This window comes from Microbulbifer maximicatervae (SeqCode) (assembly GCF_056232625.1).
This window is the reverse complement of sequence record NZ_CP174324.1, coordinates 414,430-433,014: the sequence shown is the minus strand read 5'-3', so window position 1 is coordinate 433,014 and position 18,585 is coordinate 414,430. Positions and strand designations below refer to the sequence as shown.

Annotated in this window: 12 protein-coding genes; 6 read left to right on the top strand and 6 right to left on the bottom strand. The window is 47.5% G+C overall.

Going from position 1 to position 18,585, the window contains the following annotated elements; genetic code table 11:
• The first annotated feature begins 58 nt into the window (after positions 1-58).
• Positions 59-994, top strand: a complete 936-nt coding sequence (locus ACJJI6_RS01820; protein WP_444917665.1) for a hypothetical protein — start codon at positions 59-61, stop codon at positions 992-994.
• Between the two features lie 44 nt (positions 995-1,038).
• On the opposite strand, the gene ACJJI6_RS01815 is transcribed toward ACJJI6_RS01820, so the two are convergent.
• A complete protein-coding gene (locus ACJJI6_RS01815) occupies positions 1,039-1,488 on the bottom strand; it encodes a DUF1289 domain-containing protein (protein WP_413662547.1) in 450 nt (149 codons plus the stop codon).
• A gap of 304 nt (positions 1,489-1,792) precedes the next feature.
• Between ACJJI6_RS01815 and acnB the strand changes: the two genes are divergently transcribed.
• The gene (acnB, locus tag ACJJI6_RS01810; protein WP_444907834.1) at positions 1,793-4,408 is read left to right on the top strand and encodes a bifunctional aconitate hydratase 2/2-methylisocitrate dehydratase; all 2,616 of its coding nucleotides are present in this window, start codon (positions 1,793-1,795) and stop codon (positions 4,406-4,408) included.
• Positions 4,409-5,459: 1,051 nt separating this feature from the next.
• The gene (locus tag ACJJI6_RS01805; RefSeq protein ID WP_475712311.1) at positions 5,460-6,818 is read left to right on the top strand and encodes an alginate lyase family protein; all 1,359 of its coding nucleotides are present in this window, start codon (positions 5,460-5,462) and stop codon (positions 6,816-6,818) included.
• 28 nt (positions 6,819-6,846) lie between these two features.
• Here ACJJI6_RS01805 and ACJJI6_RS01800 read toward each other — a convergent pair whose 3' ends face one another.
• Genes ACJJI6_RS01800 through ACJJI6_RS01790 form a run of 3 tightly spaced genes read right to left on the bottom strand, consistent with a single transcriptional unit; the run spans position 6,847 to position 11,078 of the window.
• A complete protein-coding gene (locus ACJJI6_RS01800) occupies positions 6,847-8,220 on the bottom strand; it encodes an MFS transporter (RefSeq protein ID WP_444911106.1) in 1,374 nt (457 codons plus the stop codon).
• 52 nt (positions 8,221-8,272) lie between these two features.
• Positions 8,273-9,652: an MFS transporter gene (locus tag ACJJI6_RS01795; protein ID WP_475712310.1), complete on the bottom strand. Its 1,380-nt coding sequence runs from the start codon at positions 9,650-9,652 to the stop codon at positions 8,273-8,275.
• A 40-nt stretch (positions 9,653-9,692) separates the two neighbouring features.
• Positions 9,693-11,078: an MFS transporter gene (locus ACJJI6_RS01790; RefSeq protein ID WP_475712309.1), complete on the bottom strand. Its 1,386-nt coding sequence runs from the start codon at positions 11,076-11,078 to the stop codon at positions 9,693-9,695.
• Between the two features lie 199 nt (positions 11,079-11,277).
• On the opposite strand from ACJJI6_RS01790, the gene ACJJI6_RS01785 reads away from it, so the two are divergent.
• From ACJJI6_RS01785 to ACJJI6_RS01775, 3 genes are all read left to right on the top strand, one after another.
• Positions 11,278-11,748, top strand: coding sequence for a hypothetical protein (locus ACJJI6_RS01785; protein WP_413662554.1), 471 nt, complete (start codon positions 11,278-11,280; stop codon positions 11,746-11,748).
• Between the two features lie 197 nt (positions 11,749-11,945).
• Positions 11,946-13,169 (top strand): hypothetical protein, encoded by a 1,224-nt coding sequence (locus tag ACJJI6_RS01780; RefSeq protein ID WP_413662555.1) that lies wholly within the window; start codon positions 11,946-11,948, stop codon positions 13,167-13,169.
• Between the two features lie 350 nt (positions 13,170-13,519).
• Positions 13,520-14,746, top strand: coding sequence for a hypothetical protein (locus tag ACJJI6_RS01775; RefSeq protein WP_413662556.1), 1,227 nt, complete (start codon positions 13,520-13,522; stop codon positions 14,744-14,746).
• Between the two features lie 180 nt (positions 14,747-14,926).
• Here the strand turns inward: ACJJI6_RS01775 and ACJJI6_RS01770 are convergent, their stop codons facing one another.
• Positions 14,927-16,705, bottom strand: coding sequence for a sulfatase-like hydrolase/transferase (locus tag ACJJI6_RS01770; protein ID WP_475712308.1), 1,779 nt, complete (start codon positions 16,703-16,705; stop codon positions 14,927-14,929).
• A gap of 246 nt (positions 16,706-16,951) precedes the next feature.
• On the bottom strand, positions 16,952-18,325 hold the full coding sequence (locus ACJJI6_RS01765; protein WP_475712307.1) for an MFS transporter: 1,374 nt from the start codon (positions 18,323-18,325) through the stop codon (positions 16,952-16,954).
• Between the last annotated feature and the right edge of the window lie 260 nt (positions 18,326-18,585).

The window sequence follows — 18,585 nt, the reverse complement described above, 5'->3', positions numbered from 1 at the left end:
TTGATAACGATTTATTAAGTGCATTAATATAAAAGTCACTTTTTATCCGGCATATCTGATGAATGACTACAGAACCCAGGCAAAAGCTATCCCGCCGCTATTAGAAAATATCCATGGCGCCGCCCAAGCTCTGAGAGAATCCCTGGAATTACTGCAAAATGCCGAGAAACCCTGGCAGCACTATCTACTTCAGCCCCCTTTCGCACAGGATGCCGCACTCAGTCTCAATCAGAGCTTTGAACGCCCCTATTCACTATCAGGCGCTCTATACTCTCAACTCGACTACCTGGAGCCCATTAGTGCCGGAGGAGATGCCCGCGCTACTTTACAGGTACCGGGTTTATTGGCGGTGCCGACCAAAGCCCTTGAGTTTGCTCAACAACTCAATAACCACAAAGAGATCTTTGCCAAGGCTATCGCCGAACTTCGCAGCGCCCTGGCGGAGCGGCCAGTAGCAGAGCAGGATCGCACTGTGCGGGAAACCCTTGCGGATGCCGGATACCCCCGCGCACATCTACGCCAATGCTACCGCCTGGTGTTGATGTGCCCGAAGCGGCCCGATGCCATCACCCTTTCATGGATTAAGGCGCGTAAATCTATTCGCAAGGTCACGGTGAAATGGTGTGAAAAGAAGTTGGTGCAGCTGGACCCTCAGGGGTCCGATCCCGGTATCCAATACCAGCGCCAGTTGCTCGCCGGGCTACACAAAAGCCAGCAGGAGGATTTGCGCCAGGTGCAAGTGCAGAGTCGCCCCAATCTCCAGGTAGCGGAAATCTTCTATGGGCACGAGCTAGGTGAAGAAGAGGAATATCATCAGGTCGGCTATTCCTCCATGCCGATCCTGGTAGAAGCCAACGAGGCCGGGCAGCTGCCTGAATTCACCCGAGTTGACCACCAACCGAGCTTGAGTCGACGGCGCCAGCGGCGGGATCTGGCAATCGCCAGTGAACCCTTTCTACCGGCGCTCAGAGTATTTTTGCGCCAGCAGCGCTAAATCCAAGCCCCCCAAATGAGGCTGCCATCAATTTTTGAACCTTCTTAGGTAATACCAGGCGCCACATAGCGCTGGTAATAGGCGACAGAAAGTGCGTAAAAATCCTCATCGATAAGGCGGCGAATTTCCACCAGTGGAACGCCGCGCGCCTGCGCGGTAAGTTGCAACCCAAAAGCCTTGAGGTCCGATATCTGGCTGGCCCCTGCCCGCAATAGTTCGAACACCCAACAGTAGGGATTTTGACTTTCATCAAAACGGACCCGCTGGTGATGAAGCTGCTCCAATAGCAGCTCGCGATCCACGATCTCCAACTGGCTGCGTACTGCGTTCACCAAATACCCTTCTCGGCGCTCGGCAATTACCCGGCGCTGTTCTTCACTGTAGGCATTCCAATCAATCACCTCGTGCGCAAAGCGCTTGCAGCCACGGCAAACATCATCGCCAATTCCCGTGGAACAAACACCGATACAGGGCGTGCGAACCTTCTTATACATTAACTATCCGACCAACCTATTTATGCCGCCCGCGCGGCCTTCAAATTGCGCGTAGCCTATTTTGTTTCCGCCGCCAAGAAAAGGGGGGAAGTACCAGCTGCCAAACTACTAAAATTCACCTAGCAAATAGTGATAATTCACTTAAATTATTGATTTTTCGATAAACTTAACAGCAGTAGGGCTTTCCTGTAGTATTCGCCCCCCGCCATCAGCGGCCTCGAAAAAAAAATCCCGGCTGACAGTTAATAGACCGGGAATTCCACCCGCTGTAGGTGCCACCCCACACACCAAGAGGGACTTATCAGTGCTTGAAGCCTATCGCAAACACGTCGCCGAGCGCGCCGAACAAGGCATTCCGCCAAAGCCATTGGACGCCGAGCAAGTCGCCGGCCTGGTTGAATTGCTGAAAAATCCGCCAAAAGGCGAAGAACAGGAACTGGTTGACCTGCTCACCCAACGCGTTCCGCCGGGCGTTGACGAAGCCGCTTATGTTAAAGCAGGTTTCCTGTCCGCCATTATCAAAGGTGAAGCAGAATCCCCGCTGATCGATCGCAAACACGCTGTAGAACTGCTGGGCCAAATGCTGGGCGGTTACAACATCTCCACCCTGGTCGAGCTGCTGGACGACAAAGATCTGGCCGAACTGGCTGCCGAGCAGCTGAAAGGCACCCTGCTGATGTTTGACGCCTTCCACGATGTGGAAGAGAAAGCCAAAGCCGGCAACGAATTCGCCAAAGCGGTAATGCAATCCTGGGCAGACGCCGAGTGGTTCACCAAGCGCAACAAAGTACCCGAGAGCATCAAAGTTGCCGTATTCAAGGTAACTGGCGAAACCAACACCGACGACCTGTCTCCGGCACCGGATGCCTGGTCTCGTCCGGACATTCCGCTGCACGCGCTGGCCATGTACAAAATGAAGCGCGACGGTCTGGAGCCAGAAGAAGCAGGCGTTACCGGTCCGCTGAAGCAGATTGAAGAAGTTAAAGCCAAGGGCCTGCCCGTTGCTTTCGTTGGCGACGTAGTAGGTACCGGTTCTTCCCGTAAGTCCGCCACCAACTCCGTGCTGTGGTACTTCGGTGAAGAAATGCCTGGCGTGCCCAACAAGAAAGGTGGCGGTATTTGTATCGGCGGTAAAGTTGCCCCGATCTTCTACAACACCATGGAAGATGCCGGTGCACTGGTATTCGAAGCCCCCGTTGACGAACTGGGCATGGGCGACGTTATCGAGATCCGCCCTTACGACGGCAAGATCCTGGCCGAAGACGGCAAAGTCCTGTCTGAATTCCAACTGAAGTCCGACGTACTGCTGGACGAAGTTCAGGCTGGCGGTCGTATCAACCTGATCATCGGTCGCGGCCTGACCGGCAAAGCCCGTGAAGCCCTAGGCCTGGCGCCTTCCGAGCTGTTCCGCAAGCCTGAGCAACCTGCCGACACCGGCAAGGGTTACACTCTGGCGCAGAAGATGGTTGGTAAAGCCTGTGGCGTTGAAGGTATCCGTCCGGGCACCTACTGCGAGCCGAAAATGACCACTGTGGGCTCCCAGGACACCACTGGCCCCATGACCCGCGATGAACTGAAAGACCTGGCCTGCCTCGGCTTCTCCGCCGACCTGGTAATGCAGTCTTTCTGTCACACTGCGGCCTACCCCAAGCCCGTTGATATCAGCACCCAGCACACCCTGCCGGACTTCATCATGAACCGTGGCGGTGTTTCCCTGCGCCCGGCTGACGGCATCATCCACAGCTGGCTGAACCGCATGCTGCTGCCGGACACCGTAGGTACCGGTGGTGACTCCCACACCCGCTTCCCCATGGGTATCTCCTTCCCTGCAGGTTCCGGTCTGGTAGCTTTCGCCGCCGCTACCGGTGTTATGCCGCTGGATATGCCTGAGTCCGTACTGGTGCGCTTCAAGGGCAAAATGCAGCCCGGCATCACCCTGCGCGACTTGGTGCACTCCATTCCTCTCTACGCCATCAAGCAAGGCCTGCTGACCGTTGAGAAGAAAGGCAAGAAGAACATCTTCTCCGGCCGCATCCTCGAGATCGAAGGCCTGGAAGACCTGACTGTAGAGCAGGCATTCGAACTGTCCGACGCCTCCGCCGAGCGCTCCGCTGCTGGCTGTACCATCAAGCTGTCCGAAGACACCATGTCTGAGTACCTGCGCTCCAACGTAACCCTGTTGCGCTGGATGATCGCAGAAGGTTACGGCTCCAAGCGTACCCTGGAGCGCCGCGCGCGCGCCATGGAAGAGTGGCTGGCCAACCCGAAACTGATGGAAGCGGACGCCGACGCCGAGTACCTGGAAGTGATCGAGATCGACCTGGCCGAGATCAAAGAACCGATCGTATGTGCTCCTAACGATCCGGACGACGCTCGCCTGCTGTCCGACGTTGCTGGCGACAAGGTAGATGAAGTATTTATCGGCTCCTGTATGACCAACATCGGTCACTTCCGCGCTGCCGGTAAACTGCTGCAAGAACACAAAGGTGGCATCTCCACTCGCATGTGGATTTCCCCGCCCACCAAGATGGACGAGCACCAGTTGATGGAAGAGGGTTACTACAACATCTACGGCTCTGCCGGTGCCCGCACCGAGATGCCCGGATGTTCCCTGTGTATGGGTAACCAGGCACGTGTGGCACCGAACGCCACCGTACTGTCCACCTCTACCCGTAACTTCCCCAACCGTCTGGGCGATGGTGCCAACGTGTACCTGACCTCCGCTGAGCTGGCTTCTGTAGGCGCCATCCTGGGTAAACTGCCGACTCCGGCTGAGTACCAGGAATACGCACAGAACCTGGACTCCATGTCCAGCGAGATCTACCGCTACCTGAACTTCGATCAGATTGAAGACTTCCAGAAGTCTGCCGAAGAAGGCAAGCGCATCGCAGCGACTGAGATCCAGGAAGTGAATGTCTAATTGACAGCCTGATCCAGACGAAAGCCCCGCTAACTAGCGGGGCTTTTTTTTGCCTATAGGAAAGATCTCAGCTTGCCCTGCACAAAAAAATAACTTTTAAGCTGGCGCACTTTACGTCTACATGGCTCGACACCAAGCTCTAGAATCTAGCCGACTATAATTAACTCCGAATCACGAGAAAAAATTTGATTGCCGGCTTTCCGTCAGCAATCAGTGAGCACTCACTAGATTTCTCTATATCTAACTATAAGAATACGCTTCCATGCCAACGCCCGTAAAACAGCTAGCCTCCGAACAGGAAACAACATCACTCCGTGAGCACACTTTTTGGCTAAGGTGGCGAGATCGCTGTATATTCTTTTCTCAAAAGCTAAAAAGAAAAACCCTAAAATATGCCAGGCGCCTAGCCAATATTATTATGCGAAGGCATCACCATTTTCCCAAATTTCACTATCCGAGCAGTCGTTCCCCCTACCCCAAAACTACGCCAGTCAAATCCCATAAAGCCACAACAAATAGAACCCAGACCTTTGCTCTCTACAGAGTCATCGGCAACGACTTAGCTCCCCGGCATAGTGTGGGACAGTCCCGCAAGAATCTTGAATTTATTTTGAAGCATGAGCCTGAACTCGACCAGTGCGAAAAAATATTTATCCTCAATCGAATAGTCGACCCTAATGAAGAAGCAGCCATTATTAAACTGCTCGGCGACTATCAACAAACCTTTCTCAGAATCCCTTTTAGCTGGGACGACTACCGAAAAATAGAGTGGAATATTCTCGATCACCCCATCAGCTATGCCCCCTATAAATTAAAGGGGCTACGATTACGCCAGGACTTAGCGGTTCAGGCAGAGCTGAGCCTTTACCGCTATAAAAACAATTATGTAATGAACAATAATGGGGCCAGAAATCTCGCCCTCCAGGACGGCAAATCGAAAGCAGACTGGATTTTACCTTGGGATGGCAACTGCTTTGTAACCCAAAAAGCCTGGCGAGCAATAAAGCAACAGGTACTCAACAACAATGCTTACCCCTACCATGTTATTCCAATGGCAAGACTGCTGGATAATCAATCTGTTCTGAGTGAAGACTTCGAACCAACCCCCACTGAAGAACCACAAATAGTATTTCGATCTGATAGCAGAGAGATTTTTGATAGCCGCTACTGCTACGGCAGGCGCCCCAAGGTAGAACTTTTATGGCGGCTAGGCGTATCGGGAAAATGGGATGAGTGGGCAATTTTCCCATGGGATCTCCCCTGCCCGGATTACTCGGAAGCCGCAGGTCACTATACTCAGGGAGGCTGGGTAGCCAGACTATTTTCGGGAAAGCCGCATCTGGAGCGAACAGATCAGCAGTCCAGCCGAGAGCGAGGAACAACTCGCTCTGAAGCTATCCTTGCCATGCTGGATCAACTCGATGATTCCAGCTTTTCCGCCGACACATGCGCCCCTGGCAGCAAGTTGGCCGTAGCAAACAGGTGCGACCTTCCCTATCTAATACTATTAAGAGAGGCCACGCAAAGATCGGTAAAAGTAAAACAGAGGGCGCGGCCCAGTTCGATTAACAGCCTGCTTCAGGATTTGACCATTGTCGCCCTTGCCCAATCCCACTGCTCGAAGCCGGAATTCATTCAATTTATCGACAATAGCCTCATCAAGCTATTCCCCAACAAACATGAAACGAAATACAGCAAACAATTACAATCTGTAAATCCCAACCTACTGGTCCACACCCTCTGCACTTTAAAAGAACTTAAACAAGAACAGCAGATTCGTCTGATAGGAGTTGAGCGATTAGACTACCATCTGGAGCAATACCTTAGCTGGCTGATAGATAGTCATCGCGGGCAATCAATGCGTCCAAAACTTGGGCATCTTGGCACACAGTATGATTTACAAGTTGTAGCTTTAGCGCTCTATCTCAATCAAATACAAGCTGCCAGAAAAACTCTCAGGGACTCCCGCTTCCGAATATTAGAGCAGTTTGATCACTCGGATAACCAAGTATCGAAAATCAAGAGTAAAAATAGTGTTCATTATGAATGCCTAAATCTTCAATTATGGATTTATCTTGCCAGTCTCGCAGAAACAATTGATGAAAATTTCTGGAGCTTCACAGCAAGAAATGGGGCTGGCATCCAGCAGGGAATAGATAATTTTCTACAAGCATTCGAAAACAACAAGGGCGCCAAGCATTTCGATCGGCAGAGACTGATCCCAATAGCCTATGCCTACAGACAACATTATGGAGAGCTAAAAATAGAACTTAATGCCGTACCAATCAGCCAATGCAAACCTGTTTTCCCAATCGAAACGGGAATTTTCCCATTTTGGAACTTTGGCAAAGAAGCACAAACTTTGCCTTTAAAGGCTGCCGATCAATTAACAACTGAAGCGGAAAGATAGACAACGGATAGGTTATTAAAATCAAACCTCAGGCTTTTTTATCCCCAACAAATAAAATGCAAATAATAAAAGCAAACATGGCGAGATAGGTGTTTACAGTAAATGCATATTCAATACCCGATGGCATGTCAGTGGCCATCGCCACTATCGTTGTATTCAACCCTAATCCTACGGCACCACCCGCTATTTGAAACATAAAAATGATTGCACCCGCCAAACTCGCTCTACTGTTATCAACAACCGTTATAGCCACAGTGGTAATGGTGGAATTGAACAAACCAATACCAGCACCTAATATCACCAGGCCAGGAACCAAAGACATATATTGAGTATCCTTGTGGATATGAGATAGAAGATACATTCCCAGCGTCATCAATAAAGTAGCTGCCGATACTATCTTCTTTGCTCCAATCACATCATATAGCTTCCCTGCCAGAAAGCCGAAAACGCTAAAGGAGAGCATCATAGGGATCAACCCCATCCCCGCCTTCATCGCCGAGGTACCTCGAACATGGGTTAAGAATTGGGGAATAAAAAACAATCCCGCAAAGAAAAGTGCTGAAATCAATAACGTAGCAATAGAGGCGAAAACAAACCGTTTATTCCCAGCCACATCCGGTGGAATCAACGCCTGAGCCCCAACTCGCTTCTCAACGACACTAAACAAGCATATAAGTAAGAAAAAGGCAGCGATAAGGCCGAGGACCAATGGGCTTTTGAAACCGACATCAACCACAAGATCAAACGCCAGCAGCAAGGCAAATAGAGCCATCGACAGCGAAGTGATTCCGGCATAGTCAATACGTTCATCACAAGCTTCTGGAGAGTCATCAGGAATCACTCTCCAGCAAACATATAAGGCAACTGCTGATACCGGCAGGTTAATAAAGAAAATCCATCTCCAACTGGCATAATCTGCCAGCGCACCACCTAACAGTGGTCCAACTGAATTGGCAATACCGCAAACAGTAATCACCAGCCCTCCAGCCAAACCCGCTCGCTTTTCAGTCATCAGGCCATAGGTCATACCCAGGATCGACGGCCACATCATAGCCCCTCCAATCCCCATCAGTGCCCGGGATATCAATAACATTCCCATATTAACTGCAATCCCACCGATAAGTGAGAACGCCATAAATAGCAGGGTTCCAATAAAGAATACCCTCCTCCTGCCATACATATCGGCAAGGCGACCACCTGAAATAATCAGTACTCCAAAGACTAAGGCGTAACCATTAATGACCCACTGGGTCGTTGTAAGGTCAGAGTGGAACTCGTGCTCCATTGCCGGCAGCGCGGGAGAAAAGGCCGTAAAATCATTGGCGACAAGGAAAATGGCAAGAGACAGAGCCAACATTCCAAGGTATAAATTCTTATCTAAGAGACCCTCTTGTCTTTCCATTGCGTAAACCTGTACTTACATATACATAAACCAATTGACATACAAAATGACGTTAAGCTTTTTCTTCCTTAGACCCTATAAATAAAACGCAAATAATAAAAGATAACATCGCCAAGTATGCGTTTAATGTAAATGCCTGACTAATCCCATAAGATATATCACCAGCCATTGCGACTATTGTGGTATTCAGGCCCAACCCCACTGCACCACCCGCTATTTGAATCATAAAGATTATTGCTCCGGCCAAACTTGCTCGGCGCGGATCAACAACCGATATTGCAAACGTGATTATAGTAGAATTGAATAAGCCAATACCCGCCCCCAAAATTAACAACCCGGGAACCAAGCGAATATATTGACCGTCCTGATAGATATGAGACAGCATATATAAACCTAAAGCCATTAATAGTGTTGCTATGGAGACAATTAGCTTGGTTCCCAGCACCTTATAGACATTACCAGCAACAAAACCAAATACACTAAATGCCAACATAAGTGGAACCAATCCCAGACCTGCTATTGTTGCAGAAGCTCCATGGACTTTACTTAAATATTGCGGGATAAAAAAGAACCCCGCATAGAAGAACTGGGCAATTAACAAAGCGACACAGGCTGCAGTGACAAAAGACTTGTTTCCTGCTACATCTGGAGGGATTAATGCCCCCTCAGCTGCTCTCCCCTCAACCAATATAAAGAGGCAAAACAAGAGAAAAAAAGCCATAAACAGTCCAAACACCAGATAGTTTTTAAACCCCACATCGACTACAAAGTCGAAAGCAAGCAGAAGAGAGAATAGTGCCGATGACAGTAGAGCAACTCCTCGATAATCTAACTTATCTTTAGGCACATTTAACGAATCTGGTGGAATCACTCTGAAGCAAAGATAAAGAACCACTAGAGAAAGTGGTAAATTAATAAATAGAATCCATCTCCAGCTGATATAGTCAGCCAGGAAACCTCCCACTAATGGCCCTACAGAATTTGCTATACCGCATATCGTAATAATCAGTCCACCGGCCAACCCTGCATTCTTCGGTGTCATCAGACTGTACATCATCCCCAAAACAGACGGCCAAATCAGCGCACTCCCCGCCCCCATAAATGCACGGGAAACCAATAGCATTCCCATACTTCCAGCAATTCCGCCCAAAAACGAGAAAAACATGAAAATTAATAACCCGACAATAAATGTTCGCCTCCTACCATACATATCAGCCAGACGACCTCCTGAAACTATCAACACACCGCAAACCAATGCGTAAGCACTAATTACCCATTGACTCGTAGTAAGATCTGACTGGAACTCTTGTTCAACCACAGGCAATGCCGGCGAAAATGCAGTGAAATCATTGGCCACAAGAAAGATGGCCAGGGACAGCGCGCCTAGACCAAGATATAGATTACTTTTCACCGAGGCCTTTTTATCAACCATACCTAAAAACTCGGCTAGTTCTCAGTGAAAATAGCTGCCATTAACGAATCGTTTTTGTAGAAAGACCAGAAAAGAAAATCATGGAAATCAAGAACCCAAGTAGTGCCAGAAAAGCATCAACCACAAAGGCCCGCTCAATCCCAACAGCGATGTTGGGAGCCATAGCCAGTAAAGTCGCATTAACTCCCAACCCAAGGGCCCCGCCCACAAATTTAAACATATAGATAATCGACCCTGCCAAACTGGAATCACTGGGCCCAACTACGCTAATTGCCGCTGTAACAATCGTAGGACTATATATGCCAATACTGCTGCCAACTATCAAAAGCCCGGGAAGGAAGCGAATATAAGATGCCTGGGGCTCAACAGCCGACAGTAGAAACAGCCCTACACACATACCCAAAGCACCAGCACAAATCAAAATCTTGGCGCCCAACCGCTCGTATAAAGCGCCAGAAATATAGGCTACAACACCAGAGCTGACCATTAATGGTAACAACGCCAACCCAGCCCCAAAGGCAGAAAAGCCCTTCACCTTGATAAATAGCTGCGGGATATAAACCAGGGTCGCAAAAAATGCGATAGCAACAAAGAACATACTGAGTCCAGCGGCGATAAAGCCTCTGTTCTTTATCAATTCACCTGGAATTAGCGCGTTATTAGGATCAACAGTTTCAACAACAGCAAAAAATATCATGAGAAATATGGACAGTACCAATAGGCCCCACACATAGAAGTGGGACAAGCCATACTGAACCACCAGATCCATAGCAAGGAGGAAACTAAATAAAGACCCACAGAGGGTAATAACACCCCAATAGTCAATTTTCTTATTGCTTCTCTGCGTACTAGCTGGAGGATATTTGCTCCAACACAGAAGAATAACCAGCAAAGCAATGGGAATATTAATAAATAATATCCAGCGCCAGCTGGCAAAATCAGCCAACAGACCACCAATCACTGGGCCACTGGCATTGGCCAACCCCGTTGTAGTGAGAATCAATCCTCCGGCCAGCCCGGCCTTATCCCTGGGCAAGAGGGAGAAAACCATACCCAGGATGGCAACCCAGGCCAAGGCTCCCCCCAAACCCATCCATGCACGGGCGAATAATAGCGTTCCTATATTTCCCGCAAATCCACCTACAAGGGAAGATGCAGTAAAGATATAGATGCCGGTAATAAACATTCGCCGACGACCATAGATATCAGCCATCCTGCCCGTAGACACAATCAAAACACCATACACCAGGGTATAGGCGTTAACGACCCAATGAATGGTGGTGATATCGACACTGAATGTCTTTTGAATTGCCGGGAGTGCCGGCGAAAATGCCGTATAATCATTGGCAAGAAGAAATGCCGCCAGTAGCAGGGCAAAGAGCCCCCAGTAGTGAGTGGGAGTTAAAGAGCTTCCATTGGATGCCATCGATTAAATCTACAGGTACTTTATATCCAGTATGGTGTATTTGTTCCAACACCCACCCCAGCAAAGCCTCAATTCGCAATCAAAAATCAATATAATTCGAGCCACTATCACATTTACATGACAACAGCTAATGATTACCATTAATTAAGCTACATTCCACTTGAAAAAACAGATTTAAACGAGCTTCATCAATAAGTACATGCCTACAAATTATTACAAAGCGCCTAAGGCCAACCTGGAAAGTAAAACCACTCCTTCGCCCCAAACTATATCCTTCCTTATTGCCCTTAAAGCTACTGCGCTAACCTGTGTCGTATTGCCAACTATTATTGCGGTTTTTTCCTTGCCTGGTGCTTCCGGAATTCAGATTCTTAATGGCACAGTCCCCATGCTGACATTCTATCTGATGACTACTCTGGTATCCTTAATCGCCACCCTAACCTACGGGAAGCTTATTGAGTACTTCCTGTTAAAGATGCAGAGATACAACCGAGTTTCTATGATGTTGGGTGGTGCTCTTCCAAGCATTCTCCTTTGCTGTGCAGGAATAGCAACAACAGAATCAGGTTTCTTCGGTCTCGCATTTATTATCGCTTTATACTCAATTCCCATTGCCTTTTTATGCCATTATTTTGTTGAAAAATCTGGCAAAGATGTAAAGAGCGCTTAAAGGAACCTGCCTCTTCCCCCCTCCCTCAGACGAAGAATTAAGAGCCTCCGATCACCTTTGGGAATTTCTTCTCAGAATATTGATAGTTAATTCCCAAGGAAAACACTCTGCCCATAATCAAAAATCGGAGGGTCATCCTATAACGTCATCCAATATCATTTTAACGATAGTGCTTTGGATGTCAGTGGTAGCTTTGGGTGAAAATAATTCAAGTAATTACCCAGGGATTTGAGAGCCGTCTTTGCCTAACCAGCTATTCAGCAGAGTCCCAAATCGACAAACAGGCAGTAATCCGCTTGATAGAACTTAATATGTTGATTTGTAAGGAAATAGATATGAAAACTTACGCCTCCATTGCTGCGGCAGTCGCTATAGCCATCAGTGGGCACGCTGCCGCCAATACTACCATTGTCAATCAAAATGGCGTCGGGAATTCAGCCCTGTCCAACCAGGTTGACCCATCCACGTCAGGCAACTTTGCGATATTCACACAAATCGGTGACAACAACTCATCAACCACATCTCAGGTTGTCAACACTACGAATAGTGTTATTAACAGCACTCAACTTGGCGACAACAACACCGTTTCATCGATTGATCAAAGCGATGCCACTACGTCAGTAGTTACCGTAGTGCAAAATGGTCAAACCAATTTATTTAACGCACTTCAAAGTAACACCACCTCAAGTACTTCAACAACCACGCAAACAGGCACCTCCAACCAATATACAACGGTACAAACCAATTCATCTCTGGATACCACCGTAATCACCCAGAATGGTGACTCCAACATGGGCTCCATGGTTCAGTCATCCTCCTCTGGGAATGGGCTTTTTATTACCCAGCTTGGAACAACTAATACCGCAGGAGCAGCTCAATCAACTGAGACTTCCGGCACCATCACGGTACTTCAAGATGGCACATCAAATATGTCGGGAAGTACACAATCTCTCGGAACAGGGAATACTCAAAGTACAACCCAGGTGGGAACGAGTAACACCTCATTAGTTCTTCAATTTACCAGTGTCGGAGATTCTGCTGAATTAATACAGGAAGGTGATTCAAACGATGCAGATATTGAACAAGATTTAGGCGCGGGCAATAGTCTCTACGCTGAACAGCTAGGCACCACCAATACGGTCATGACCTTTCAAACTGGTGCGGGTAACGATGGTGAAATTCTCCAGGATGGATTAAGTAACTCAGCAGATCTATCACAGGATGGCGACTTGCTCGTAGCCTATATAGAACAAATCCAGACTTCGAATACTGCAACAATTACCCAAACATCAACCAACAATAATGCCAGTACTATGCAGATGGGTTTCGCCAACACCCATGACACCACCCAGGCAACAAGTGGAAACTCAGCAACTGCTACCCAGCTAGGTACCAGTAATACAGGTACCATCTTGCAGTAATTTATCGGCCGGCTCCTGTGAGACTCAAGCTGGAGCCGGCCATACCTGATGATATAGTGATATTTACTTTGCTATAGTAAATCTTTCAACAATTAAAGCCCCCAGGTTTTTCCCCGCCCCTATTTTAAATGCATAAAAGAAATGACTAACGTAATTAGTCACTTCTTTTTTACACAAGACAAGCTGCAATATAGGCCTGCAACTATCTCTTTAGGGATTTCTTCTCAGTAGATTGATAGTTAAATCCCAAGGAAAATACTGCTCACCTGACCGAAAATCGTTAGGTCATCCTACACCATCACCCAATATCATTTTAACGGTAGTATCTTGGGTGTCAGCAGTAACTTTGGATGGGAACAATTCAAGTAATTACCCAGGGATTTGAGAGCCGTCTTTGCCTAACCAGATATTCCGCAGAGTCCCAAATCGACAAGCAGGCGGTAATCCGCTTGATAAAGATTAATATGTTGATTTGTAAGGAAGTAGATATGAAAACTTACACCTATATTGCTTCGGCACTTGCTTTAGCAATCAGCGCGCATGCTGTCGCCAATACCACGATTGTCAATCAAAATGGCACCGGGAATACAGCAACAGCCAACCAAGCTGACCCCACCACGTCGGGCAACTTCGCGATATTCACTCAAACCGGCGACAACAATTCATCAACCACATCACAGATAACCAACTCTACAAATAGTGTTATCAACAGTACCCAAATTGGCGACAACAATACCGTTTCGACGATTGAGCAAGATAATGCGATCACATCGACAATTACTGTACTGCAAAACGGTCAAACTAATTTATTCGATGCCACTCAAACCAATACCACATCGGTAACTTCGACAACCACACAAATTGGCACTTCCAACCAATTCACCACAACACAACTCAATTCCTCCCTCGATACAGCCACAATCACCCAGAATGGTGATTCAAACACTGGATCTATTATTCAATCAAACTCTTCGGGGAATGGACTTGTTGTCATCCAACTGGGAACGACTAATGACGTAGGCGGTACCCAGTCAAGTGAAACTTCTAGCACCGCCACCATATTTCAGGATGGCACATCAAATATGGCTACCTTTTTTCAGGTCGCCAACGGATCGGGGAATATTCAGAGTACAATCCAGTTAGGGACAGGTAATACCTCTCTCATAACACAATTTACATCTACCGGTGGTACTGCCGAGCTAATACAGGATGGCGATTCAAACGATGCTGATCTTGGACAGCAGGACGGCCTCGGTAATAACCTTTTTGCCGAACAACTGGGTACAACCAATATGGTTTTTGCCATTCAATTTGGTGACAGTAACGATGCTGAGATCGAACAGGATGGCTTAAGTAATTCCTCTACGCTATTCCAGATTGGAGATTTACTGGTTGCCGATGTGGAACAGATTGGAGATTCTAATACGGTTACGATTAACCAATCAATGACGATGAATACCGCCAACATTATGCAAATGGGCACAACAAACACCCATGATACCACCCAGGCAACATCTGGGAACTCTGCAACCGCTACGCAAGTGGGCACTAGCAACACCGGCACAATCTTACAATAATCCACAGGCCGGCCTCCAGAATCACGAGCGAGGCCGGCCATTTTGTTTGATCTATCGAGGCCTGTATCTCAAGAGAATGGCTCCCGCCACCCTGTTTAATAGCCGTCAAAATATTACATACTTAAACGGCTCAAGCATAAATCCACTCGTAGAGTTAAAGCTACATTTCAGGGTTCAACTCTAAGGCCAGGGATACTTACCAGTACCCTCTTTCTCAAACTGCTCTAACTTCTCTTTGGCTTGAGGTAAAAGGTCATAGATTGGCGGATTGTTGGATATAAAACCGATCTTGAATTGTGGGGGATACTTAATGAGTTCTTTCATGTAGTCCCCTGCTGTTGTCATCACCGGTACAAGCATTGGCAAATGACGTACACCGATACTGACATCTTCCTGAGGATTGGAATAAAGGTTAAATAATATTGCCCCACCACTCTCAACAAAAATGGGACCACTGAACCCGCCCCAGTTTCCCCTCTGTACGACACCATTTTCGATTTCTGCCGTCCATACATATTTGAACTCATCAATACGCATGGCAGAAAAATACTGATTCATCGTATAGGGCCGACTACGGCGTGCAGACTGGCCATTATCCGCCAACAGCATTCCCGTTTGATCGATACCATCGATATATCGATCTTCACTAACAAAACTTGCCACCTCCCTACCGGGCTTGCCCGCTATTGAAATTGCTGTGTTAAAGAGATCAGCCAGATCAAACAACCCTTCAGTTCGGCGCGGCTCTATCATCCCCTTCCAATAGGCAAATGTCGGCACTCTTACTCCACCCTCCCAGCTCGTACCTTTACAACCCCGGAAAGGGGTTCGGCCATAAGGAGGAACCTCGCACTCGGGGCCATTATCCGAGGTGAAGAAAATCAGAGTGTTATCCAGCTGGTTTGTTTCCTGCAAAGCACTAAATAGCTGTGCAAGTACATAATCCATATGTACCATACAGTCGCTATATACTGTACGAGCTCGCGATTTCCCTGCCCACTTATCAGATGGATAATTATCAAAGTGGCAACCTCGGGGGGCGTGATACAAAAAGAATGGCTTTTCAGAGCTTTTCATTTGCCTAATGAAATTTACACTGTAATCCATCCACTGGTCATCGAGCACCTTGATAGTGTCCAGGTCAATCAGATGGAGATCTTCACACCGTTCCGTGTCCTGCGGCGTGCAATGAACCTCACTATGACTAAATGGCTCCTTCTGCATCATGGCAAAGCGCTCTGGAGACAGCGCCACTTCTGGATTGAAATAAACGTCCCGCCATTCCGTATACATATCTGATACACCGAGAAACCCTCGGTAATCGTCATAACCAATATTCTGCGGTAGTGAGCCCTTATTCTCTCCCATATGCCATTTACCGACCCCCTGGGTCACGTAGCCTAACTTTTTGAGTACCGCCGGCATAGTTACCGCTCCGTCCAAGCCACCAGCCTCACCGTACATAGGGGGGCGTAGGATTCCATGGTGTAGCGGATTTTGGCCGGTATGAATCGTAGCCCGTGTTGGCGAGCATGAAGGTGTTGAATAGGCAGAGGTTAAGATAAGCCCCTCATTCGCCAACTTATCCATGGTGGGTGTAGCATTGCCGACAGCAATTCCTCCTCCGTTAAAACCAACATCCATCCAGCCCACATCATCAAGTAAGAAAATCAATATGTTAGGCTTTTTTCCAAACTTCTCCTCCAAAAGAGCCAGCTTCTGTCTAGCTTGCTTTTCCTCTTGCGGATGCTGGATTACGGGATACATATTGTCAGCCAGCTTTACAGGCTTTAAATGCAAAAATTGATCCGGATGGCTGTATCCTGGTGCAGAAGTTGGCCCCGTAGTACTTCCCCGTAAATTCTCTGCCAGAGCAATGGGGCCTGACACCATCAAGATTACAACAAGAGATACAACAAAAGAATTATCAGCCAAGAACCGCAACCAAGACAATTTCATATCCGAGATCCATTTCGTATAAATTTACTATTAGCAATCTCTAAGAACTCAGCCCTTCCTGAGCCGCCAATATTAAACGGCTAACAACCCATACGAGTTAACATCGCTAATACTTGTTGAAGGATAGCCCCGACCACTCGCCCTATCCCTTGCAGTCAACATTTAGAGAGAATGAAAATAGGAAACACGCTCCTAAAGACCGATAAGAAACCGTATTGCCTAAGAGGAATCTAAGCAGCGCGTTAATTACCTTCTCTGGGGCTCCTGAAAGAAGAAAATTGCAATCAAGAACCCTATAAGGACAATAAATCCATCTACCAGTAGTGCCCGGTTCACACCGGTGGCAATATCCGGCGCTGACGCCAATATGGCTGAATTGATCCCCAAACCCACAGCACCACCTAAAAAACGGAACATATAGACAACAGCACCAGATAAACTGGATTTACTGGCCTCCACAGAAGTTATTGCGGCAGTCACAGCGGCAGGGCTAAATATACCTAACCCAATGCCAATCAATAACATGCCCGGCACAAAGACTGGGTAGACAATATGATGACCGTGAACCGAAAGCATAAAAAGCCCCAGACTCATCACCAGGGCGCCTGAACAGAGCAGTAATTTGGGGCCAAACCGCTCATGAATTGCTCCAGATACAAATGCAAAAACGCCAGAAGAGACCATAGCTGGCAACAAAGCCAATCCGGCCTGAAATGCAGAATAATGATGCACGCTAATAAAAAGTAAAGGGATATAGACAAGGGTTGCAAAGAAGGCGATAGCGACAAAAAACACACTAACTCCTGATGCCATAAACACACGATTTCTCACCAAGCTCGCTGGAATAAGAGCATCATCTGCCATTCTAGCTTCAACAAAAGCAAAAGTTATCGCAGCCAATAAAGATATTGCCAGAAGACAGAAAACCAAGAGTCGAGAAATACCTGTCTGAGTCATTAAATCAAGAGCCAACAAAAACAGGAAAAGGGATACGGAGAGAGTTAACACGCCCAAGTAATCAATTCGTTCGTCTTTTTTCTCAAAGCGCTCTGACGGGTACTTCAATATGTAAATAACGACCACAAAGATAGCAATAGGGATATTCAAAAATAAAATCCAGCGCCAGCTCAAAAAATCTGACAGCACTCCTCCAATAACAGGCCCGCAAGCAGTAGATACACCTAATGCGGCCAAAACAAAGCCCCCAACAAATCCTGCGCGATCAGATGGCAACATTGTGTAAGCCATCCCCAGCATTGCCGACCAGGCCAATGCACCTCCCAACCCCATCAATACCCTGGCGATTAACAGCACCCCTACCTCACTCGCAAACCCTCCCAATAGCGATGAGCAAGAAAATATACCAACACCAATTAAGAAAACAGTTTCACGCCCATAGATATCCGCCAAACGCCCACTGGTCACAATAATGACTCCATAGGCCAAGGCATAGGCATTCACTACCCAGTGCACAAATGAGATGCGGACAGAAAAGTCTTTGGCGATAGCGGGGAGAGCTGGTGAAAAGGCGGTGAAATCGCTGGCGATCAAAAATACTGATAAAAAGAGAACAAACAGTCCCCAGATTTGCCCCTCTGAGATACTCTTCATTTTTGTCATTTTTCGATACAAGCTCTCTAAGGCCCTACTTAGTGACACTCTAGTCCATGGGGTCAGAGGAAGAGTCTCATAGCTTGTATAGCTCCATATATTGCATCTGGCGACGGTTGATACGTAGACAAGTAGATTGGGAGGCTTACTGGCTGAATCCGTCTAGTGACGGCTAATAACGTCATTTACTCTTTACTTAAAAGTGGAGTTAAATAGTGGGATTAAAAAACCCGACTCTTTTGCGTTTTAATAACTCCACATTATTGTTT